The sequence below is a fragment of the Treponema vincentii genome, assembly GCF_018336815.1.
Lineage (GTDB): Bacteria > Spirochaetota > Spirochaetia > Treponematales > Treponemataceae > Treponema.
This window is the reverse complement of sequence record NZ_CP050497.1, coordinates 76,150-97,020: the sequence shown is the minus strand read 5'-3', so window position 1 is coordinate 97,020 and position 20,871 is coordinate 76,150. Positions and strand designations below refer to the sequence as shown.

32 protein-coding genes and 2 pseudogenes are annotated in these 20,871 nt (G+C 45.4%); 31 read left to right on the top strand and 3 right to left on the bottom strand.

What is annotated here, in order from left to right; all coding sequences use genetic code 11:
• Positions 1 to 4: 4 nt before the first annotated feature.
• Positions 5 to 2,023: a DUF4139 domain-containing protein gene (locus GWP40_RS00500; RefSeq protein ID WP_212565613.1), complete on the bottom strand. Its 2,019-nt coding sequence runs from the start codon at positions 2,021 to 2,023 to the stop codon at positions 5 to 7.
• Positions 2,024 to 2,565: 542 nt separating this feature from the next.
• Here GWP40_RS00500 and tuf point away from each other — a divergent pair.
• The 31 genes and pseudogenes from tuf (at position 2,566) to GWP40_RS00345 (ending at position 18,411) form a co-directional block, all read left to right on the top strand.
• Entirely contained in the window at positions 2,566 to 3,753 is a 1,188-nt protein-coding gene (gene tuf / locus GWP40_RS00495) for an elongation factor Tu (RefSeq protein ID WP_206182927.1), read from the top strand.
• Between the two features lie 59 nt (positions 3,754 to 3,812).
• Positions 3,813 to 4,121 (top strand): 30S ribosomal protein S10, encoded by a 309-nt coding sequence (gene rpsJ, locus GWP40_RS00490; protein WP_044014196.1) that lies wholly within the window; start codon positions 3,813 to 3,815, stop codon positions 4,119 to 4,121.
• A 72-nt stretch (positions 4,122 to 4,193) separates the two neighbouring features.
• Entirely contained in the window at positions 4,194 to 4,820 is a 627-nt protein-coding gene (gene rplC, locus GWP40_RS00485; RefSeq protein WP_016522597.1) for a 50S ribosomal protein L3, read from the top strand.
• Between the two features lie 15 nt (positions 4,821 to 4,835).
• Positions 4,836 to 5,474, top strand: coding sequence for a 50S ribosomal protein L4 (rplD, locus tag GWP40_RS00480; RefSeq protein WP_206182519.1), 639 nt, complete (start codon positions 4,836 to 4,838; stop codon positions 5,472 to 5,474).
• Positions 5,474 to 5,758, top strand: coding sequence for a 50S ribosomal protein L23 (locus GWP40_RS00475; RefSeq protein WP_006188372.1), 285 nt, complete (start codon positions 5,474 to 5,476; stop codon positions 5,756 to 5,758). The genes rplD and GWP40_RS00475 overlap by 1 nt, the downstream gene beginning before the upstream one ends.
• A gap of 33 nt (positions 5,759 to 5,791) precedes the next feature.
• Positions 5,792 to 6,613: a 50S ribosomal protein L2 gene (gene rplB / locus GWP40_RS00470; RefSeq protein WP_212565612.1), complete on the top strand. Its 822-nt coding sequence runs from the start codon at positions 5,792 to 5,794 to the stop codon at positions 6,611 to 6,613.
• 10 nt (positions 6,614 to 6,623) lie between these two features.
• Positions 6,624 to 6,915 (top strand): annotated as a pseudogene (gene rpsS / locus GWP40_RS00465) (30S ribosomal protein S19).
• A gap of 9 nt (positions 6,916 to 6,924) precedes the next feature.
• Positions 6,925 to 7,290 (top strand): 50S ribosomal protein L22, encoded by a 366-nt coding sequence (gene rplV, locus GWP40_RS00460; RefSeq protein WP_212565611.1) that lies wholly within the window; start codon positions 6,925 to 6,927, stop codon positions 7,288 to 7,290.
• Positions 7,291 to 7,292: 2 nt separating this feature from the next.
• Complete coding sequence (gene rpsC / locus GWP40_RS00455) at positions 7,293 to 8,033, top strand: 30S ribosomal protein S3 (protein WP_162664403.1); 741 nt, start codon at positions 7,293 to 7,295, stop codon at positions 8,031 to 8,033.
• Positions 8,034 to 8,036: 3 nt separating this feature from the next.
• Positions 8,037 to 8,456 (top strand): 50S ribosomal protein L16, encoded by a 420-nt coding sequence (gene rplP / locus GWP40_RS00450; protein WP_016522591.1) that lies wholly within the window; start codon positions 8,037 to 8,039, stop codon positions 8,454 to 8,456.
• A gap of 15 nt (positions 8,457 to 8,471) precedes the next feature.
• Positions 8,472 to 8,678, top strand: a complete 207-nt coding sequence (gene rpmC / locus GWP40_RS00445) for a 50S ribosomal protein L29 (RefSeq protein ID WP_016522590.1) — start codon at positions 8,472 to 8,474, stop codon at positions 8,676 to 8,678.
• Positions 8,679 to 8,688: 10 nt separating this feature from the next.
• Positions 8,689 to 8,961 (top strand): 30S ribosomal protein S17, encoded by a 273-nt coding sequence (gene rpsQ, locus GWP40_RS00440; protein WP_006188379.1) that lies wholly within the window; start codon positions 8,689 to 8,691, stop codon positions 8,959 to 8,961.
• Between the two features lie 21 nt (positions 8,962 to 8,982).
• A complete protein-coding gene (gene rplN, locus GWP40_RS00435) occupies positions 8,983 to 9,351 on the top strand; it encodes a 50S ribosomal protein L14 (RefSeq protein ID WP_044014180.1) in 369 nt (122 codons plus the stop codon).
• A gap of 15 nt (positions 9,352 to 9,366) precedes the next feature.
• A complete protein-coding gene (gene rplX / locus GWP40_RS00430) occupies positions 9,367 to 9,681 on the top strand; it encodes a 50S ribosomal protein L24 (protein ID WP_006188381.1) in 315 nt (104 codons plus the stop codon).
• A complete protein-coding gene (gene rplE, locus GWP40_RS00425) occupies positions 9,681 to 10,232 on the top strand; it encodes a 50S ribosomal protein L5 (RefSeq protein ID WP_006188382.1) in 552 nt (183 codons plus the stop codon). The genes rplX and rplE overlap by 1 nt, the downstream gene beginning before the upstream one ends.
• A gap of 11 nt (positions 10,233 to 10,243) precedes the next feature.
• A complete protein-coding gene (locus GWP40_RS00420) occupies positions 10,244 to 10,429 on the top strand; it encodes a type Z 30S ribosomal protein S14 (RefSeq protein WP_081984397.1) in 186 nt (61 codons plus the stop codon).
• Positions 10,430 to 10,439: 10 nt separating this feature from the next.
• Complete coding sequence (gene rpsH, locus GWP40_RS00415; protein WP_162664397.1) at positions 10,440 to 10,838, top strand: 30S ribosomal protein S8; 399 nt, start codon at positions 10,440 to 10,442, stop codon at positions 10,836 to 10,838.
• Positions 10,839 to 10,847: 9 nt separating this feature from the next.
• On the top strand, positions 10,848 to 11,390 hold the full coding sequence (rplF, locus tag GWP40_RS00410) for a 50S ribosomal protein L6 (RefSeq protein ID WP_212565610.1): 543 nt from the start codon (positions 10,848 to 10,850) through the stop codon (positions 11,388 to 11,390).
• A gap of 11 nt (positions 11,391 to 11,401) precedes the next feature.
• Positions 11,402 to 11,764 (top strand): 50S ribosomal protein L18, encoded by a 363-nt coding sequence (rplR, locus tag GWP40_RS00405; protein WP_016522587.1) that lies wholly within the window; start codon positions 11,402 to 11,404, stop codon positions 11,762 to 11,764.
• An 8-nt stretch (positions 11,765 to 11,772) separates the two neighbouring features.
• Positions 11,773 to 12,294, top strand: coding sequence for a 30S ribosomal protein S5 (rpsE, locus tag GWP40_RS00400; RefSeq protein ID WP_212565609.1), 522 nt, complete (start codon positions 11,773 to 11,775; stop codon positions 12,292 to 12,294).
• A 3-nt stretch (positions 12,295 to 12,297) separates the two neighbouring features.
• Positions 12,298 to 12,483, top strand: coding sequence for a 50S ribosomal protein L30 (gene rpmD, locus GWP40_RS00395; protein ID WP_006188388.1), 186 nt, complete (start codon positions 12,298 to 12,300; stop codon positions 12,481 to 12,483).
• Positions 12,483 to 12,936: pseudogene (gene rplO / locus GWP40_RS00390) on the top strand (50S ribosomal protein L15). The gene rpmD and the pseudogene rplO overlap by 1 nt, the downstream one beginning before the upstream one ends.
• A 17-nt stretch (positions 12,937 to 12,953) precedes the next feature.
• Entirely contained in the window at positions 12,954 to 14,273 is a 1,320-nt protein-coding gene (gene secY, locus GWP40_RS00385; protein WP_212565608.1) for a preprotein translocase subunit SecY, read from the top strand.
• 42 nt (positions 14,274 to 14,315) lie between these two features.
• Positions 14,316 to 14,429 (top strand): 50S ribosomal protein L36, encoded by a 114-nt coding sequence (gene rpmJ, locus GWP40_RS00380; RefSeq protein ID WP_002672206.1) that lies wholly within the window; start codon positions 14,316 to 14,318, stop codon positions 14,427 to 14,429.
• Between the two features lie 16 nt (positions 14,430 to 14,445).
• Positions 14,446 to 14,811: a 30S ribosomal protein S13 gene (gene rpsM, locus GWP40_RS00375; protein WP_016519026.1), complete on the top strand. Its 366-nt coding sequence runs from the start codon at positions 14,446 to 14,448 to the stop codon at positions 14,809 to 14,811.
• 16 nt (positions 14,812 to 14,827) lie between these two features.
• Positions 14,828 to 15,211 carry a 30S ribosomal protein S11 gene (rpsK, locus tag GWP40_RS00370; RefSeq protein ID WP_006188392.1) on the top strand — a complete coding sequence of 128 codons (384 nt, stop codon included), beginning with the start codon at positions 14,828 to 14,830 and terminating at the stop codon, positions 15,209 to 15,211.
• Between the two features lie 15 nt (positions 15,212 to 15,226).
• Positions 15,227 to 16,282, top strand: a complete 1,056-nt coding sequence (locus GWP40_RS00365) for a DNA-directed RNA polymerase subunit alpha (RefSeq protein WP_212565607.1) — start codon at positions 15,227 to 15,229, stop codon at positions 16,280 to 16,282.
• On the top strand, positions 16,272 to 16,715 hold the full coding sequence (gene rplQ / locus GWP40_RS00360) for a 50S ribosomal protein L17 (protein ID WP_162664393.1): 444 nt from the start codon (positions 16,272 to 16,274) through the stop codon (positions 16,713 to 16,715). Before GWP40_RS00365 ends, rplQ begins: the two co-directional genes overlap by 11 nt.
• Before the next feature lie 3 nt (positions 16,716 to 16,718).
• Positions 16,719 to 16,907: a hypothetical protein gene (locus GWP40_RS00355; protein WP_006188395.1), complete on the top strand. Its 189-nt coding sequence runs from the start codon at positions 16,719 to 16,721 to the stop codon at positions 16,905 to 16,907.
• A 159-nt stretch (positions 16,908 to 17,066) separates the two neighbouring features.
• A complete protein-coding gene (locus tag GWP40_RS00350; RefSeq protein WP_230974492.1) occupies positions 17,067 to 18,200 on the top strand; it encodes an SAM-dependent methyltransferase in 1,134 nt (377 codons plus the stop codon).
• A 58-nt stretch (positions 18,201 to 18,258) separates the two neighbouring features.
• On the top strand, positions 18,259 to 18,411 hold the full coding sequence (locus GWP40_RS00345) for a hypothetical protein (protein ID WP_212566626.1): 153 nt from the start codon (positions 18,259 to 18,261) through the stop codon (positions 18,409 to 18,411).
• A gap of 123 nt (positions 18,412 to 18,534) precedes the next feature.
• On the opposite strand, the gene GWP40_RS00340 is transcribed toward GWP40_RS00345, so the two are convergent.
• Together GWP40_RS00340 and GWP40_RS00335 are read right to left on the bottom strand one after the other, a co-directional pair.
• Complete coding sequence (locus GWP40_RS00340; protein ID WP_212565606.1) at positions 18,535 to 19,359, bottom strand: EFR1 family ferrodoxin; 825 nt, start codon at positions 19,357 to 19,359, stop codon at positions 18,535 to 18,537.
• A 149-nt stretch (positions 19,360 to 19,508) separates the two neighbouring features.
• A complete protein-coding gene (locus GWP40_RS00335; protein WP_212565605.1) occupies positions 19,509 to 20,792 on the bottom strand; it encodes an NHL repeat-containing protein in 1,284 nt (427 codons plus the stop codon).
• Positions 20,793 to 20,871 lie beyond the last annotated feature (79 nt).

Below are 20,871 nucleotides of genomic sequence, written 5' to 3'. Positions count from 1 at the left end.
TCCTTTATTCGATCCTGATATTCTTTACGAATGCGGTAAAGTCTTGCTGTGCGTTGGTGAGCTGCTCCGTTGCGGTTGTGATGTCTGTTTTCAACTCGTCCAGTTCGGTTTCGAGCTTGAGCAGCTTGGTTAAGAACGCTCTACCCTGCTGACTTTCAGAACCGACCGCCTCAAGATTCCTACGTACACGGTCTTGTTCCTTTCCGATTTCCGTCTGACGATCCTGCAAAGTCTTTAGGGCTTTTTCCGCCGCGGAAACCTTTTCTTTCTCCGTTATAATAGACGCAAATGCCTTCCGTACTTTTTCGGGAATTTCGGCATTGGTCGTGTAGGAAATGAATGTATTTGAATTCATATCGAATATTTTTTGAGTTGATTGATAGGTGCGAGCTTCTTCTACTTTTAGCTCGGTACCGGTATTGCCTGCAGCTTTAAACTTAAACCGATATTTGTTTGCAGTCGTTTCCGCAAGAGCTTGTTTTGATGTCAGCTCAAACCCTGCGTTCTTTGCGTGTTCAACAATAACGGTTCTCTCTTTTTTATTGGCATTTCGTATCAAATAAATCGTGCTTTGGACTTGCCGGTACGACGTTGTCATCACTCCGTCAGCCATCTTTACGGTTTCAATCGTCCTTGTGGAATCGGCTCGCTTTGAACCGGTTACTTCAATATCGTCTCCGTAAGCGATCAGGCGTTTTTCAGCTTCGGGTAAAAACTCCAAAAGAGCATCGCCTGCATATTCACCCCCGTCAAGAACCGTAATGGGGCCGGCAGGAAGTTTTAAGCCTGATGTGTTTTCAATACTGATGCAGAACTTAGGATTAACACGCTCGTTGTATGGAATGGATGAAAATACCGAATACTTTTCCGCAGGAAGAGAGGCAAGAGTGAGCGGAATCATCATACTTTGCTGCCGCTCAAGCGTAACGGGTTTTGACGGCGTAAAGGCAAACATTTCTCCCGCATCACCTGCTTCGGTCTGATTTTCAAAATAGGCGGAATTGTTTTTTTCCTGTAAGTCATCATACTCCGCTTCATCATATTCTGCGGCGACATATCCATAAGCCTCTTTTTTCATCATCGCCGACCGTTTTTCCGCAAGCGGCATAGCTGCGGCATATTCGACCGCTCTATCAGCCGAATCAAAAGTTTCTGCTTCGGCGGCTTGTGCAATTGCAAGCGGCACTTCGGGGCGATACGTATAGTAGGGGGCATAGAGGTTTTGCGTAAAACCGACCGGCCTTCCCGTTGTGAGGGTAAGCGTAATATTCTTCCAGTCGAGGTCGGTTGAATTGTCGATAATCGCCCATGCCTGAAACGCCGCTTTATCGGTACCCATGTCGAGCCGATAACTTGCTTTCCATACCGGCGCTTCCATAACATAAGAAAGACCGATTTTCCGTTCACCTTGCGCATCGATTTTAATGTCCAGTTTTTTGCGGTTCTTTGCCGAAGCGTCGAGGATAAGCGCCAAAGCGGTGTTCAAATCTTCATTTCGTTTTTTATCGGTAAATGTGAAAGACTGAATGTCCGAAAAGGCGATAATATGAATGCCGTCTTTCGCTGCAAGCGAAATAAAGAAAGTATCCGTTTCTTTTGAGCTGTTTTTATCGACGCTTAAAATCTTTCCGATAATTTGATGAGGCGTAAACAGTTCCACTTCGGCGCCCTTTTGCGCTTTTAAAATATCGTAGAGTGTTGTAGCGGCGGAAAGGTCTATTTTTAAACTTTCCAGCGTTTTTCTCAGCGTGTCCTCGGACTGATAATTGACTGCTAAACTTTTTGCGCACGGATCCGTAACGACAAGAGACTTTAGCACATCGTTAATTTGAGCGGGCGAGAACAGAAGTTCTATATTCCCCGAACCGGAAACCGTCCCTTCATGTACATAGTGCGCAACGCCCGATGAGTACAGCGTTACCTTTTTAAGCGGAATATCGTCCGCACTAAAGTTTTTCGCAGGATCGGCTGCGGCGCCGACTATACAAGCAGCAGATAAAATCGTAAAAATCATATTCTTCATTAAAACTCCCTTATTCATATACTGATTATACTAGCCGATGGGGAAAAATGAAAGAGCGCGTTGCCATACCTCTTACAATTTATATAGATGGATAGGCCGTGTATTTTCAAAAGTCCTTGACATTTATTATTCAAAATAGTATAGTCGTTCCGTTCAATTGGATAAACGGCTGAATACTGTTTGTCCGGTATTCTTTAAGAGTTTTCCGGTGCCGTAAAGCCTTTTTAAGGCAGGTTTCCGCGTTAATGCTGTTGAAAGCATTAAGGGGCGTGCCCTATTACTCTGCAGGATGCCAAACCAGTCATCGGAATGGATTCTGATGATGATCAGGTGGATCCGAATAAGGCTTGTCGAATTGCTATGACAGGCTTGTGCAACACGTCTTTTGTAACGGTGTTTACTGTCTGATTGTCCTTCATTCTATTCTTTTCTGTATTTGGTATCCGATTTGTAACATTTTTTTTCATTTCAATATGGAAATGGTCTCGCTGTTTGATGGGCGGGGTTTTGTTAGTTGCCTATTGTCTGTTAGGAGGATTTACATGGCAAAGGAAAAGTTCGAGAGAACAAAAGTTCACATGAATGTTGGTACCATCGGTCACGTTGACCATGGTAAGACAACTCTTTCGGCAGCGATCACTACTCATTGTGCAAAGAAGTATGGTGATAAGCTTCTTAAATATGATGAGATTGATAATGCACCGGAGGAAAAGGCTCGCGGTATTACTATTAATACTCGTCACTTGGAGTATCAGTCCGACAAGCGCCACTATGCGCACATTGACTGTCCCGGACACGCTGACTATGTTAAGAACATGATCACCGGTGCCGCTCAGATGGACGGTGCAATTCTTGTTGTTTCGGCTCCGGACTCGGTTATGCCTCAGACCAAAGAGCATATCCTACTTGCTCGTCAGGTTGGTGTTCCTTCTATTATTGTTTTCCTTAATAAGGTTGACCTTGTTGACGATCCTGAGCTTATCGAATTGGTAGAGGAAGAAGTTCGCGAAACTCTCGAATCTTACGGCTTCCCCCGCGATACGCCGATTATCAAAGGTTCCGCATTTAAGGCGTTGGCTGACGGTGCTTCCGTTGAAGATACTGCTTGTATCGATGAGTTGCTGGAGACCATGGATAATTACTTCGCTGATCCTGTCCGCGATGATGCAAAGCCTTTCTTGATGCCGATTGAAGATATCTTCACGATTTCCGGACGTGGTACTGTTGTTACCGGACGTATCGAGCGTGGTGTTATCAACCTTAACGACGAAGTTGAAATTGTCGGTATTAAACCGACGAAGAAAACAGTTATTACCGGTATCGAAATGTTCAACAAGCTGCTTGATCAGGGTATGGCTGGTGATAACGTTGGTCTCTTGCTTCGTGGTGTTGATAAGAAAGAAGTTGAAAGAGGTCAGGTGTTGGCTAAGCCGGGTTCAATTCAGCCTCACACCAAGTTTGAAGCACAGATTTACGTTCTTTCGAAGGATGAAGGTGGTCGTCATAGCCCGTTCTTCTCAGGGTATCGTCCGCAGTTCTATTTCAGAACGACCGATATTACCGGAACCGTTACGCTGCCTGAGGGAGTTGATATGGTTAAGCCGGGTGATAATACTAAGATTATCGGTGAGCTGATCCATCCTATCGCTATGGATAAGGGGCTTAAGCTTGCTATTCGTGAAGGCGGCCGGACTATCGCCTCCGGACAGGTTACGGAGATTTTAGCGTAATAAAAAACAGGGCGGTCGGGTAGGCGCTATTCGGCCGCTTGTTTTTGTACGGAGGAAATATGGCTAAGGAAAAGATTCGCGTTAAGCTTCGCGGATTTGATGTTGAGTTGGTTGATCAAAGTTCTAAAGCAATTGTGCAAGCTGTGCAGAAGGTTGGGGCGAAGGTGTTGGGGCCTGTTCCGCTTCCTACGCGCATTAATAAATTTACCGTGCTTCGCTCTCCGCACGTAAATAAAAAGTCGCGTGAGCAGTTTGAAATGCGGACGCACAAACGATTGATCGATATTATTGAACCTTCTGCAGAAGTGATGAATGCTTTAATGGCATTGGAGCTTTCGGCAGGGGTTGATGTAGAAATTAAACAATAAAAGAACGGTAGACGGCATTTAATCAGGATGTGCGTACCGGAGAAGCGGGAGTTTCTCAAGGAGTTATGAGTTATGGTTGGTCTGATTGGTAAGAAAATCGGCATGACCCAGTTGTTTGATGACGAGGGGCGGCTGACACCTGTTACCGTTTTGCAAGTAGTACCGAATACGGTGGTCGCAGTAAAAGATGCGGATCATTTCGGTTATGAAGCGGTTGTGTTAGGAACGGGTGAATTAAAAGAAGGACGTGTTTCAAAGGTGTATGCAAATCAATTTGCAGAAGGTGTTGCGCCTGTTCGTCTTTTAAAAGAATTTAGAGGTTTTGATAAAGAAGTTACCGTTGGCGCAAAAATCGGCGTTGAGGTTTTGGAATCTGTCCGGTATCTTGATATTACCGCGATTTCAAAAGGAAAGGGCTTTCAGGGTGTTGTAAGGCGCTATGGTTTCGGCGGTGGACGTGCTTCTCACGGTTCAAAATTTCACCGTGAGCCCGGTTCGACAGGGCAGTGCACCAGCCCGGGGCGATCGTTTAAAAACGTTAAAATGCCCGGTCACATGGGTGCCGAACGAGTAACGGTACAGAATTTGCGGATTGAAAAAATAGATCCCGAATTGGGCGTCGTTATGGTACGTGGTTCCGTTCCCGGTAAAAAGGATGCGGTTGTGTTCCTTAAATCCGCTGTAAAACGGGAAAGATAACGGCAGGAGAAGAGAATGGAAAAGAAAGTCTATTCGATTGATGGTAAGGAATTGCGGACAATTGAACTTAACGATGCAGTGTTTGGTTTGCCGGTAAATGAAGATGTCATTTACTATGCCATTACAAATGAATTAGCAAATATGCGTGTCGGTACGGCGTGTACAAAAGGTCGTGCTGAGGTAAACGGTTCCAATGCAAAGCCGTATAAGCAGAAGGGTACGGGACGTGCCCGCCGTGGTGATAAAAAATCACCGCTTCTAATCGGCGGCGGTACGATTTTTGGGCCGAAGCCGCGTGATTACAGCTATGCAATTCCGAAAAAAGCAAAGCGGTTGGCGATGAAGTCTATTTTGAGCTTGAAAGCTCAGGATGAAGATCGTCTTGTTGTTATAGAAGATTTTACGGTTGAAACCGGTAAAACGAAAGATCTGGTGAAAATATTGCAGTCATTTGTTCAGGATGAGCGCACGGTGCTTGTTTTGAAAGATGATGATGCAATGTTGAAGCGTGCCGGAAGAAATATTCCTACGCTGTCGTTTTTAACGTATAACCGTTTGCGTGCGCACGATCTGTTTTATGGACGGAAAGTGCTGATGCTTGAGTCTGCTGCAAAAAATCTTTCGAGCTTTTATGCGGCTGAGGGGGCTGAGTAATGCAATATACTGATGTTATTATAGCGCCTGTGCTTACGGAAAAATCAAACGAGATGCGTGAGCAGCGTAAATATGTTTTTAAGGTGGATCCGCGCTCTACAAAGGTGCAGATTAAGGAAGCAGTACGGAAGCTTTTTAATGTGAAAGTGCTTAATTGTGCTGTTGTAAACGTCGACGGAAAAATGCGTCGAGTTCGCTATCGGGCAGGTAAAACTGCAAGCTGGAAAAAAGCTATTGTGACGCTTGCTGAAGGCGAATCGATTAAAGTTTTTGAAGGTGCATAACAGCACTTATCGCTGCTTTGAAGGGGAAGATAAATGGCTCTTAAATTATATAAGCCTATAACACCGGGTATGCGCGGTCGAATTGACTTGCTTCGGGATGAAATCACTGCGCAGAAACCTGAAAAAAGCCTTACAACCGGAAAAAAATCCAATGCAGGGCGGGATAGCCATGGGCGTATTTCCGTTCGGCATCAGGGCGGTGGACATAAGCGGAAGTATCGCGAGATTGATTTTAAACGCAATAAGTACGGTATTCCGGGTACGGTTCGAACTATCGAATATGATCCGAACCGTAGTGCAAATATCGCATTGATCTTTTACGCCGATGGCGAAAAACGATACATCCTTGCTCCTAAAGGTTTGAAGGTTGGACAAAAAATTATGAGCGGCGCAATGGCTGCGCTTGAGCTTGCGAATGCATTGCCGCTTGAATCCATACCGGTCGGTTTTACCGTCCATAATGTTGAGTTGACGCTGGGGAAGGGTGGACAAATGGCTCGTTCCGCTGGCGCTGCTGCGCTTATTGCTGCAAAAGAAGGTGATTATGTAACGTTGCGCCTTCCTTCAGGTGAGACCCGCTTAGTGCATAAAAAATGCTATGCAACAATCGGTGAAGTTGGAAATGCCGATCACATGAATATCAATTTAGGAAAGGCGGGGCGTGCTCGTTGGCGTGGTGTTCGTCCTTCCGTACGCGGTATGGCTATGAACCCTGTCGATCACCCGCTTGGTGGTGGTGAAGGACGCGGAAAAGGACGTAATCCTGTTACTCCGTGGGGTCAGCCTTGTAAAGGATATAAAACCCGTAAGAAGAAGAATACTTCGGATCGGTTTATTGTTTCACGGCGGAAGTAGGGAGTAGAGAATGTCAAGATCTGTTAAAAAAAGGCCCTTTTGTAGAAAAAAGCCTGTACAAAAAGGTTGTTGAAATGAGCAAGACGGGAGATCAGAAAACGAAAAAGATGGTTAAGTCTTACTCCCGATGCTCCACGATTATACCTGAGATGGTTGGTTTTACTATTTCGGTATACAACGGTAAATCATGGATCCCTGTGTATATCACAGAGGAATTTGTTGGACACAAGCTTGGCGAGTTTGCTCCCACCCGTATTTTCCGCGGGCATGGCGGCTCGGATAAAAAAGCGGCGAAAAAGTAGGTGGAAATAATGGCTGAAACAACTGCAAAAAACGGTTACCGCGCTACGATAAAGTATTTTATTGCTTCTCCGACAAAAGTTCGACCGGTTGCGAATGTGATTAAACGCAAGTCTTATACCGATGCAATGGCGATCTTAGAGCACATACCCAATAAAGGGGCAGCGCTGATTTCACAGACGGTTAAGTCTGCTGCTTCGAATGCTTTGAACGGTAATAAAAAACTGGATGAAGATATGCTCTATATCAAAGAGATCCGTATTGATGAAGGACCGAGACTTAAGCGCTTATGGTGCCGCGGCCGCGGACGTGCGGATGTTCAATTAAAACGAATGTGTCACATTACGGTAATAGTTGACGAAAAGGCGGGAGCGTAAGTATGGGACAGAAAGTAAACCCTATCGGGTTAAGACTTGGAATTAACAAAACATGGGCGTCTCGCTGGTATGCAAGTCCGAGAGAATACGCAGATTTGTTGCACGAAGACTTAAAGATTCGCGCAATGCTCCAGACGATGCCTGAGTGTAAAAATGCGGATGTCGCCGACATCGAAATCATCCGTCATCCTCAGCGTGTAACAATTGTTATTCATACTGCGCGGCCGGGTGTTATCATCGGAACGAAAGGTGCCAATATTGAAAAAATCGGCGCTATTATTCAGAAAGAGCTGAATAAAAAAGTTCAGATCAAGATTAAAGAGGTGAAGCGTGCTGAATTGAATGCTTCTCTCGTTGCCCAGAATGTTGCTCGTCAGCTGATGGGGCGCGCCTCTTTTAGAAAAGCCTTAAAGCAAGGCTGCTTTTCTACGATGAAGGCCGGTGCACAGGGAATTAAAATCCGTGTTTCAGGCCGTCTCGGCGGCGCTGAAATGTCCCGAACCGAAGAAATGAAGGAAGGGCGAATACCGTTGCACACACTCCGTGCGGATATCGACTACGGTTTTGCGGAAGCGCATACCACCTACGGGAAAATCGGTGTAAAAGTTTGGCTCTATAGCGGTATGATGTACGGCAGCGACCAAAAAGATGACGCCGGTTTATTGTTAAAAAAACAGCGCAAGGAACGCGCTCCTCGGTCGGAAAAGGGCCGCGGCGAGCGTGCGGAAGCAGGGAGGGATTAAGCGATGGCTTTAAGTCCTAAGAGAGTAAAATACCGCAAAATTCAGCGCGGTAGAGTTAAGGGAAACGCAACGCGGTGTAATCATATCGACTTCGGTGAATTTGCATTGGTATCGCTTGAACCCTTTTGGCTGACTAATCGCCAGCTCGAAGCTGCTCGTGTTGCTTTAAACAGAAAGGTAAAGCGCGGCGGTAAGTTGTGGATACGTGTATTCCCCGATAAGCCGTATACGAAAAAACCGGCTGAAACACGTATGGGTAAAGGTAAGGGTGCTCCGGAATATTGGGTCGCTGTTGTAAGACCCGGAACGGTGCTGTTTGAGCTTACCGGTATTGATCGCTCGCTTGCGGAAGAGGCTATGCGTTTGGCAGGAAGTAAACTTCCGTTTAAGACACGCTTTGCCGAGCAGCCGCGCGATAACTAAGATGGAGTTTTCCGAATGAAAAAGCCGAACTATAAAGATTTATCCCTTGCCGAATTGGTGGCAAAGCGGAGCGAACTTAAACAAAAATATATGGATTTGAGGTTTCAGTTTGTAGTGGGACACGTAGAAAACCCTATGCTGAAACGGTCTATGCGCCGCGAAATTGCAGCGCTGAACACATTTATCCGGCAGAAAGAACTGGCCGGTGTAAGTGCAGAGTAGGAGCAGGCCCGTGGAAGAAACAACGGCAAAAAAGAAATCCGGGAACCGCGAGTTTGTTGGTTTGGTAACCAGCGATAAAATGGATAAAACCATTGTTGTGCAGGTCGCTACCAAGAAACTTCATCGGCTGTATAAAAAGTATGTGCTCAATACAAAAAAGTATAAGGCGCATGACGAACAAAATACAGCTCACATTGGTGATACGGTGCGTATTGTAGAGAACCGTCCGATCAGCAAGGAAAAATGCTGGCGTTTGGCGGAGATTATTGAGCGTGCAAAATAACGAGTAAGGAGCGTCTATATTATGGTTCAAGTAGAAACAAGATTAAACGTTGCCGATAACTCGGGTGCAAAAATTGTACAGTGTATTAAGGTGCTCGGCGGATCTCACCGCCGGTATGCCGGTATCGGTGATATTATTGTAGTAGCGGTAAAGGATGCCCTTCCGACGTCTACAATTAAAAAGGGTTCTGTAGAAAAAGCGGTTATCGTCCGCGTTTCTAAAGAATATCGCCGTCCCGACGGGACATATATCCGCTTTGACGATAACGCTTGTGTATTGGTCGATGCGAATAAGAACCCCAAGGGTAAGCGTGTTTTCGGGCCTGTCGCGCGCGAGCTGCGTGATATGGATTTTATGAAAATCGTATCGCTTGCGCCTGAAGTTCTATAAGGAGATTGAGTATTTATGGAAGGAAAAATCAAGATCCGTAAGAACGATACGGTAGAAGTGATTGCGGGAAGCGAGAAAGGAAAGCGCGGCGCCGTATTGCGTGTTTTACCTGAAAAGAATCAAGTGATTATTCAGGGCATCAATATGGGGAAAAAAGCAATGCGCAAGCGTTCTCAGCAGGATCAGGGCGGAATTGCCGAAATCGAGATGCCGATACATATTTCAAATGTCATGATAGTCGGTAAGAAAAGCGGCGTATCTCGCATTGGATATAAGATGGACGGCGATAAAAAAGTGCGTTTTTGCCGTAAGGGTGGAGAAGTATTATAATGAGCAATTATGTGCCACGGCTTAAGAAAATCTATACGGAAACGATAACGCCTGAGCTTACAAAAGAGTTCGGCTATACTACGGTTATGCAGGTGCCGAAGCTTGTTAAAATCGTACTCAGTATGGGGGTTGGCGAAGCATTGACAAATAAAAAATTGCTTGATGCTGCGGTAACCGATCTTGGTACTATTACCGGCCAAAAAGCGGTAAAAACAAAGGCAAAGAAAAGTATCGCTAACTTTAAACTTCGTGAAGGGCATGAGATCGGGGCGATGGTAACATTACGCGGCGCCAAAATGTATGAATTTTTGGATCGGTTTATTAATGTTGCGCTGCCTCGTGTTAAGGATTTCCGCGGTGTCAATCCGAACGGGTTTGACGGGAGAGGAAATTATTCATTAGGTGTTACGGAACAGATTATTTTCCCTGAAATCGACTTTGATAAAATCGAAAAGATTGCAGGTTTGAATATCAATGTCGTAACGACGGCAAAAACCGATAAAGAGGCGCGGGCGCTTCTTTTGAAGTTCGGCATGCCCTTTAGAAAGTAAGAGAGGTTTTCATGGCAACAACAGCAATGATAAATAAGGCAAACAGCACGCCGAAGTATTCCAGCCGCCAATATAATCGCTGCAGAGTATGCGGCCGTCCGCGCGGATATATGAGAAAATTTCAGATGTGCCGTATTTGTTTTCGCAAATTAGCAAGTGAAGGCCAGATACCTGGCGTTACAAAATCAAGTTGGTAGGAGGTAAAAAATGAGCGTTTCAGATCCCGTCGCAGATATGCTTACAAAGATTCGGAATGCAGCGGCAGCCGGTCATGAGAAAGTCGATGTGCCTTCTTCAAAGTTAAAACTTGAAATTGTGAAGATTTTGAAAACCGAAGGTTTTATTAAGAACTTTAAAAGACTTAACGAAGCCGGCGCAAGTACGATCCGGATGTTTTTAAAATACGATGATAATGAATTACCCGTTATTCATGGTATTGAAAAAGTGTCTACACCCGGACGCCGCGTATATTCAGGATATAAGATGCTTCCCCGCGTATATAACGGGTACGGTACTCTTATTCTTTCAACTTCGGTGGGCGTTATCACCGGCAAGCACGCAAGCGAAAAGCAGGTTGGCGGCGAGCTTATCTGCAAAGTTTGGTAGGAGGCGACTGTGTCAAGAATTGGAAAACTTCCGGTAGCTGTTCCTGCCGGAGTAAAAATCAATATTGCCGATGGTGCGTTGACCGTTGAAGGCCCCAAGGGGAAACTTTCCCGTACCTATAATTCTCTGGTACAGGTAAAGCTTGAAAACTCTGAGGTTTCCGTAACGCGGGTGAACGATACCAAAGAAGCCCGTTCGTTTCACGGTCTGTATCGGAATTTAATTCACAATATGGTCGTGGGCGTCAGTCAGGGCTTTTCTAAAACCTTGGTTGTAAACGGCGTCGGTTACCGTGCCGAAGTGCAGGGCAAACTGTTGGTAATGGCTTTGGGCTATTCAAACGATTTTATCGCATTGATCCCCGAAGGCATTGAAGTAAAGGTTGAACCGCAGGGAAATAAAATTATTATCTCCGGTATTGACAAGGAAAAAGTCGGCGAATTTGCAGCGCAGATCCGTAAACTCAGATTACCCGAACCCTACAAGGGAAAGGGTATCCGTTATGAAACCGAAGTCATTAAACGCAAAGTCGGTAAGACCGGTGTTAAATAAGGATAGGTACTATGTTTAAAAAGCGAATCGAGAAAGATAGAAAGAGATTTAAGCGTAAAGTTCATATCCGTAAACGGATTTATGGAACAGCTGAACGTCCGCGTATGACTGTGTTCCGCAGTAATAAGAATATTTCGGTGCAGGTTATCGATGATGATGCACGCATCACCATCGCTTCAGTTTCAACGCTTGAAAAAGATTTTAAGCCGTTGAAGGCAAACACTGAATCAGGGGCAAAGATTGGGGAAGAACTCGGTCGCCGCCTCAAGGAAAAGAATATTACGACAGTTGTTTTTGATCGGAACGGTTATCTGTATCATGGTGTGGTACAGGCAGTTGCAGACGGTGCCCGTAAAGCGGGAATAAATTTCTAGGAGCGGATATGGATCGTCAGAAAGATTTTAACAGAGACAGTTCGCATCGCGAGAAGGAACTGGTAGAAAAGCTGGTTAAGTTAAACCGGACTGCAAAGGTTGTAAAGGGCGGCCGCCGTTTCTCTTTTTCCGCTTTAACGGTTGTCGGTGATCAGAACGGACACGTGGGATACGGTTTCGGCAAGGCGAATGATGTAAGCCAGGCCATTAAGAAGAGCATTGAAAAGGCGAAAGCCAATATGATTTATATCCCGCTGAAAAACGGCACTATTCCGCATGAAGTGCAGGCTAAGTTCAAGGGTTCTTCGGTATTGCTTCGCCCTGCCCGTTCCGGTACGGGAATTATTGCAGGCGGTACTATTCGTGCAATTATGGAAGCAGCCGGAGCAGCGAATGTTCTTTCAAAATCCTTGGGGTCAAACTCCGCAGTAAATGTGGTGCGGGCGACTTTCGAGGCTGCATCGGGATTAATGGATGCTAAAACGATTGCTAAGAACCGCGGAAAGTCTATTACGGATGTCTGGGGGTAAACTATGGCAAAGAAAATTCGGATTACGTTAGTTAAAAGTACCATTGGACAAAAAAAGCCGGTTCGCGCGACCGTCCGTTCCTTGGGGCTTGGAAAATTGCATTCCGTAGTTGAGCACTCCGCTTCTCCCGCCATCTTAGGTATGGTACGGGCGGTTTCTCACTTAGTTGAAACAGAGGAGCTTGATTAATGTCTGATTTTATATTGAATGCGCCGAAAGGGGCAAATAAGAAAAAGCGCATTGTAGGCCGCGGTTCTTCATCCGGTCGGGGAACGACATCGGGTAAGGGAAACAAAGGCCAGAATGCACGATCCGGCGGCAAAACCTATATCGGTTTTGAAGGCGGACAAATGCCGTTGTATCGCCGCGTTGCGAAAAAAAGGCTTTTCCAACTATCCCTTTAAGGAAACATATTCGGTTGTAAATTTATTTATGATCGATGAAAAGTATTCCGATGGGGAAACCGTTAATAAAGAAACGCTGAAAGAAAAGGGGCTGCTGAAAAAGCAAACGGCTTTGGTAAAAGTGCTCGCTTCCGGCGATATTACAAAAAAGTTGACGGTTGATGTAGATAAAGTTTCCGCACAGGCGCAAGCAAAGATTGAAAAAGCCGGCGGGACAGTCGTTAAACAGAACGGCTAGGTAGGCGGGCTTCATACATGGCTAACAATGCACTTGTAAATGTATTTCGGATAAAAGAATTACGCGACCGCATCCTGTTTACGATTGGAATTTTGATTGTATTCCGCTTGGGATCGGTACTTACTATTCCCGGTATTGATCCCCACGCCTTATCGGCATATTTTCAATCGCAGGTACGGGGAAATGCTTTTGTCGATTATATGGACTTCTTTGTCGGCGGGGCGTTCTCCAACTTTTCCGTATTCATGCTTGGCGTTATGCCGTATATCTCAACTCAAATTTTGATGCAGCTTGCGTTGTTCGTATTTCCGAGTTTGAAAAAGATTGCGGAAGATGACGGCGGCCGGAAAAAGATACAGGTATGGACGCGAATCCTTACCGTGTTTGTCGCGTTGATTCAATCGTATGCGGTAACTTTCTATGCCTATTCGATACCCGGCGCTATCGTGCTTCAAAGCCGGTTTATGTACATCTTTGTTACGATGCTTACCGTAACGACGGGTACTATGATAACGGTTTGGTTGGGCGAGCAGATTACGGCGCGCGGTATCGGAAACGGTATTTCGATGATTATCTTTGCGGGTATTATTGTCCGGTTACCCCATGCCGTTTCGCAGATGATCCGGCTGGTGCGGCTCGGAGAATTGAACCTCGTTTTTGTCGTTATCGCGTTGATTATGTTTGTCGGTATTATCGTACTGGTTGTTTATGAGCAGCAAGGGCAACGGAAGATACCGGTGCACTATGCGAAGCGGGTTGTCGGACGGAAAATGTATGGCGGTCAAAACACCTACATTCCGTTTAAGATCAATCCGTCGGGTGTTATTCCGATCATCTTTGCCTCATCGTTTTTGACGTTCCCGATTTCGATTGCGACAACGATAGGACCGAATGTTCGCTGGCTGAACAGTCTTGCTCATTTCTTGCGCCCGAACGGTTTGTGGTACAATATTTTCTATTTGATCCTTATTGTGTTTTTTGCATATTTTTATACACAGATTTCGTTAAACCCCACAGAAATTGCAAAGCAGATAAGGGAAAACGGAGGCTCTATTCCCGGAATTAGAACCGATAAAACCGAGGAATACTTGCAGCGGATTTTAAACCGGCTGATTTTACCCGGTTCGTTGTATTTGGCGCTGATTGCCGTCTTGCCGACTGTAATACAGACCATTTTCGGCTTCCCTCAATCGATTTCGATGCTGATGGGCGGAACCTCGCTTCTTATTTTGGTTGGCGTTGATCTTGATACGATGAGTCAAATCGAAGCGCAGCTTAAAATGCACCATCACGAGGGGTTGGTAAAACGAGGAAAGCTCAGATCACGGAATCTGTAGTATTTCGGGAAAGGTTATTCTTTTGTTAAGGAGAAAAACAATATGAAAGTAAGAACCAGCGTAAAGCCTATTTGCGATAAATGTAAGGTTATTAAACGCAACGGAATTGTGCGGATTATCTGCACTAATCCCAAACACAAGCAGCGCCAAGGCTAATGGAGGAAACTGAAGAATGGCTCGTATTTCTGGGGTCGACCTCCCCAATAAACATGTTAATATCGCGTTGACGTATATCTATGGAATATCTCACTCATCTGCAAAAGCAATTTGCGAAAAGTCGAAAATTGATCCGATGCGGATGATCAACGATTTAAATCAAGATGAACTTGCCGCTATCCGTGCCGTTATCGATCAGGATTACAAGGTTGAAGGTCGGCTTCGCACCGAAGTTGCCTTAAACATCAAACGCTTGATGGATATCGGTTGCTATCGCGGTCTTCGGCATCGAAAGGGTTTGCCCGTCCGCGGACAACGTACAAGAACCAATTCCCGTACTCGCAAAGGTAAGAAGAAGACCGTTGCAGGTAAGAAGAAGTAATTTTGGAGGATAAGCTGTGGCTACAACTGCAAAAAAACGAAAAGAAAAGAAAAGCGTATATGAAGGAAATGTCTATATTCAGGCAACCTTTAATAATACCATTATTACCATAACCGATTTGAAGGGCAATGCGCTGTCTTGGGCATCCTCCGGCGGTCTGGGATTTAACGGTGCGAAAAAATCCACCCCCTTTGCTGCACAGACAGTCGCGGAAACGGCTGTACAGCGTGTTCAGCAGTATGGATTACGGGAAGTTCACGTATTTGTGAAGGGACCCGGTGTCGGCCGCGAATCCGCAATTAGAACACTTGGCGTTATGGGGTTAAAAGTTCGCTCTATTAATGACGTAACCCCTATTCCGCATAACGGTTGCCGTCCCCGCAAGACCCGCCGCATCTAATAAAAAGGAGTTTAAATGGCTCGTAAAAATCTTTTGAAAGGATTCAAAAAACCAAAAGGTCTGGAATTTGCGGCAGATGTCTCGAATGACAGCTATGGTAAGTTTACGGCGTCTCCCTTTGAAACAGGCTTCGGTACAACGATCGGCAATTGTTTGCGGCGTGTTTTGTTGTCTTCGATACAAGGGTATGCTATTTCCGCTGTAAAGATTACCTCTTACGGTGATGATGATGTTCCGCATGGTATCTCAAGCGAGTTTGAAGCAATTCCAAACGTAACCGAAGACACGATGGAAGTTTTGAATAACCTGAAACAAATGCGGCTGCGGCTCCCGAATGAGATTGAGCAAGATGTCTTTTTGTTTGATTTTAAAGGTCCCTGCTCCGTTAGTGCAGCCGATTTTGCAAAACCCGGTCAACTTGAAATTTTATCCGGCGATCTCCATATTATGGAGTTGATGGAAAATGCTCATATTGAGATAGAGGTTCAGGTTGATTTCGGCCGCGGTTATGTACCGGCAGAAACGAATGAAAAATACGTTGAAGTGGTCGGAACAATTTCGTTGGATACCATCTTTAGCCCGGTTCGGAAAGTCAGCTATGAAATTCAGCCGTGTAGAGTAGGGCAGCGCAACGATTATGACAAGCTTGTACTTGAAATCTGGACGGACGGTACGATACGGCCTGAAGACGCTTTAGCGGAAGCTGCAAAAATCGCGAAAGAACATTTTACCGTTTTTGTCAATTTCAACGAAAATGAATTGCTCGGTGATGATGAAGCCGATGAAAGCGATGAAATGATAAAGCAGTTGCTTGACACACCGATCACCGAGCTTGATCTTTCCGTGCGGGCTTCCAATTGTTTGAAAAACGCAAACGTTTCAACAATCCGCGATTTGACAATGATGACCGAGGATGAGATTTCGAAAACTCGAAATGTCGGAAAGAAGAGTTTGCAGGAAATACAAGAAAAGTTGGCGGAACGTAATTTGAGTTTGGGTATGACTGATTACAGTCATTTAAAGAATTCGATCAAGTTATCGAGACAAAAGGAAGAAACAGATGAAGCATAAAAACGGCTTTAATCCGCTTTCACGTACCAGTGCACATCGCCGCGCATTGCATCGTAACATGGTTACATCACTGTTTAAGTACGAACGGATTACTACGACAAAACAAAAGGCGATGGAGATTCGGAGAACCGCAGAAAAGCTTATTACCCGTGCTAAAGTCGATTCAGTACATAATCGGCGGCAGGCTGCAACCTATATTTGGGATGAGGCAATCTTGAATAAATTGTTTACCGACATCGGTCCGCGCATGAAGGATCGGAACGGCGGATATACTCGCGTACTTAAATTAGGGTTGCGTGAGGGTGATGCCGCACAGGTCGCAATTTTAGAGCTGGTTGACTATACGCTCGATAAGAGCACGAAGAAGTCGGCAGATGCAAAGAAAGACGGTGCAGACAAGGGCGCTGCAAAGTCAAAGGCAGCGGAGGGCTAAACTATGTCGAAAGCACATCGCGGAAAGGGAATTAAAAGCGTTCCCAATCATGGGCGGGGAACCTGCCCCGTAACCGGACAGACCGGAGTTAAGCTCTTGTATGAGCAGGAAATTGACGGAAAGAAAGTCAATATCTCTAAAGTCGGCCGTGCAATGCTGAAAAACAAGAAGGCCGCCGAAGCTAAGGCGTAAATAACACTACGCTGTGAACAAAAACGATCCTTAAAATTCAGCAGCCGAATAAAATATTAATTTTAGAGGATGCTGAATTCGTGCGCGAAAACGCTCGCTCTGTCGAGCGTTTTTTTATGCCCTATTGTTTTTGCCAATATAAAAGCGAATAATAGTATTATGATGAATTTGTGTAAAATTGCCGCTGCAAAACCTTATGGGACTATTTGTAAATTAGCCGGTAAGGCATGGATACCGGTGAAAGGTTTTGAATCGCATTTGGATGAAGAATTGGCTTTGCAGGCTCATGGTTCGTCCGGGCGTATGTGGCGATTTTCTTCCGCTTCCGAAAGCTATAGTGATTTTAAGTTGAACGATAGTACTGTTCAATCAAGCAAGCTTGTGTACTGTGAAGATATACGGCAGGAAGTATTTTGGAAGCAGCTGTGTTGGGAAGAACCGTTTGTGGTGCGGTTCCGCAGTATTGGAGAAGCTGCGGAGCTGTTGCGGGGGATTCAGCGGAATTGGGCGCACTATCCGCTTAGCTGTTTTAGGCGGGCGGAACTGATCGGAGAAAAACTGCCGTATATCAGCAAAAAAGAAAAAACGTTTCCTTATACCGTGTCGCTTGCCGGTATGGGGGTGTGGTCGCTGTTGGATGAACATACGCTGGTTGCATCTGCAAAAACATCTTCCCCGTTTCCGCTCGGTGTTATCCGCTTTACCGAAGACCATCAAAATCCGCCGAGCCGCGCCTATCTTAAATTATGGGAAGCCTTAACCCTGTTAGACTTTTACTATCGGTGTGCTGCAGAGCAAAAGGGAGAGGCTGTTTCATCGGTAATACCGGTAGACTGGGCATTACCTCAGCGCGGCTCCCATTGTGTGGATGCGGGGGCCTGTCCCGGCGGTTGGACATGGGCGCTGAATAATCTGGGGGCAGAGATAACTGCTATCGACCGAAGCCCGCTGGCGGATTTTTTGATGCGTGAACCGCGGATTACCTTTATGCAGCATGACGCATTTACATTAACTCCCGAAAGTCTCGGTAAACAGGATTGGGTGTGTTCCGATGTTATCTGTTATCCGCCTCGCTTACTGGAATGGGTTGAGCGGTGGCGGGCAAGCGGCCTTTGTTCAAAATTCATCTGTACAATCAAAATGCAGGGGGCTCCCGATTTCGATACCATCCGCCGCTTTGCGGAAATTCCTCACTCAAAAATCGCTCATCTTACTGCAAATAAACACGAACTGACGTGGCTATGCGCTCCGTTTATCGATGGGGTAGGGGAAGCCGCATTAAATAATGGGTAATGCGATAATTGTAAATTATTCTATAAATTGCAAGAGGTATTGCCGTACAGAGAGCAGAATGGCTTTTGCCGATGGTAGAGCGCAAGGAATATCGCAAGGTTCTCGCCAAGCAAAGCTCGAAACAGCTAAGCTATTAAAACAGCTTGGTGATTCTGTACAGAAGATAATGCAGGTTACCGGATTAAGCAAAGCGGATGTGGAAGGAGCCTAAAAACGAAGCTTTCTCTATTTTATAGAGCACCATATTCCGCTTGGGAATACCGAGGAGCGCATTTATTCAGCACTTCCCCTTACATTTTCCGATATTGTCTATAATTACAAATTCGTCCGGTATTTACACAAAGAATTCCGAAGCCGCCGGGCGCGTATAGTTTTGTTCCAGCATAGCTTTATGCGACAGGAACAGCGGGTCGTCGAATGATTTTGCTTTTGTGTGGCAATGAACAATACAGGCCTGACACTTTATGCAGATGCCGGGGACTAACGAAACATCGTTTTTGTCGATGGAACCCATCGGGCATACGGCCGCGCAAACGCCGCAGTTGTCGCATTGCGCCTTATCGGTAACCGGTTTTGCCTTTAAAAAATTGACCGGCTTTCCGTCGGTTCCGAGCGGCACATAATAGGCGGTGAGCGCCTCGTTTCTTTTTATCGAAGTATTGGAGAGCGGCTGGCCTGATTGTTGAAGTTTTTCAAAAACGGTATCGGCAAAAGCGGCTATACGCTCCTCATCGGCAGCATCCGGCCGTCCAATGCCTACCTCGGCAAAAGCGTGTCGGCATACGACTGCACCGGCGCCGATTACCGAAAAATTATTCTTTTCCAACTCCATGTGAAGCTCGCTCAAGGAATTGTCAAAACTGCGGTTTCCAAAGGTAACCACCGCTATTGCGCGTGTTTGCTCCCCTTTAAATAGGGTTTGCACAAAGGGCAGTACCTTATTCGGAATGCGCCCCGCATACGTCGGCACGCCGAAAATGACCAAATCTTCAGACGAATACGTTCTGGTGTCGGCATGAGCCGCCGGCAGCGTAAAGTCATCCGATTCAACCGGCACGGAAAGTTTTTGCGCCAACCGACCGGCAATCAATTCGACTACCCGCTTGGTATTGCCGGTAGGACTAAAAAAAACCGTTTTTATGTTTTTAATTGATTGCATACTCTTTATCCTTTTTTGAAAAATTGCGTAAAGTTTTTAGCAATCATCCCCCGGCGCAGAGCATCGGAGAATGAACCCCTCCGCATGCATAACGCTTCATGCAGAGGGAATACTTCCTATCGAGAAAACTCGCTCTTCATATACCTCTATCAGTTTTCAGGCTCCAGTTCAATACGAGAACCGTCATGGGAATATTTATATGCTTTTCCGGTTGCATGTTCAAGCATATAAATTTGAGGGGGCGTTTTAAAATGCCATGTAAGGGTTGCCTCATCCTGCTCATACACATCCCTGCAAAACCATGTTTTTCCATCTCTCGTTGTCTGGTATAGTTGGTTTCCACGAGCCAATCGGATACGCTTCAGTTGCCCGCCGCCCTCTATTGGATAAGCTCCTATTTCAAGCCCGGTAAAAGATGCCTCACCCGGAACATCACACAGTATTCTACCTGTAATAAAAATATTCGTATCATTTTCAACCACATTAAATATTGAACGTGCATCAGGTTTACTGTAAATAATATGTGTATATTCAAGTTTTAGCGGACTCAAACTATGTACCTTGTATAACAGCCGATGACATGTTTCACCACCTACTACATTTACCTTGCAATAGACATTTTTTGCATCGGCATACTGATTCGTCAATTCAAGCGATGTTATAAACTCTTCCGGAACAGGGGTTATATTATTGTTACTAAAGAAACCGGTGGGGAAAACAGCATGGTACGGTATTTCTTGTACATATTCCTCATTGTCTGCACTGAGATTCACAAGCCAGTACACTCCTTTATTTTCCTTAGCGGGATAAAGGTCTTTATGTGAATCTGCTAATAACTGATATTTGCCCTCTCTGTAATGCATTCGGTTTACACCAGTTATCTCAATATCTTCCGTGGTAATATTACACTTTTTTACGATTGTTCCGCTTTGGTCAAGACGGCGAATTGCACACCCAATACCCCGGGCGCTATACGTTGCAATCCATAACGCTCCTTTTCCTCCTTCAGTATCATTAAAAGCAATAACTGTTTCGGGATGGCAGTCAAGATCGATAAAAGACATTTTTCCGCTGGCAGGATCAAGACGGGCAATATGATTACCGATAGTGGCTGAACAAATCCAAATACTACCGTGAAACTCCGCAATACCGGTAATCCATAAATCCGCATAGAACTTTTTTTTATCGTCTTTCACAAATAATTCATACACCTTTATCAGTTTCCCGCTCGCGCTGTCCCACACCTGTACCTGCGGTAAGTAATTACTTGCAGAAAGGATATACGAATCTTTCCATTCAAGAGGGCCGTAATCTATCTTTGTAAAAATCTTTTCATAATCTTCGGGGCCTGCCATCCTGTACATGGGACATGAAAGCAAGACGGCAGTAAGACAAACTATGCATAATGCAAAAGTTATTGTCTTTTGTTTCATCGCTCCCTCACTTCAATCAAATCTCCGGCAGCCGCATAGGTTTGCCATGTATAAGTCTTTGACCACCATCGGAGAGTCA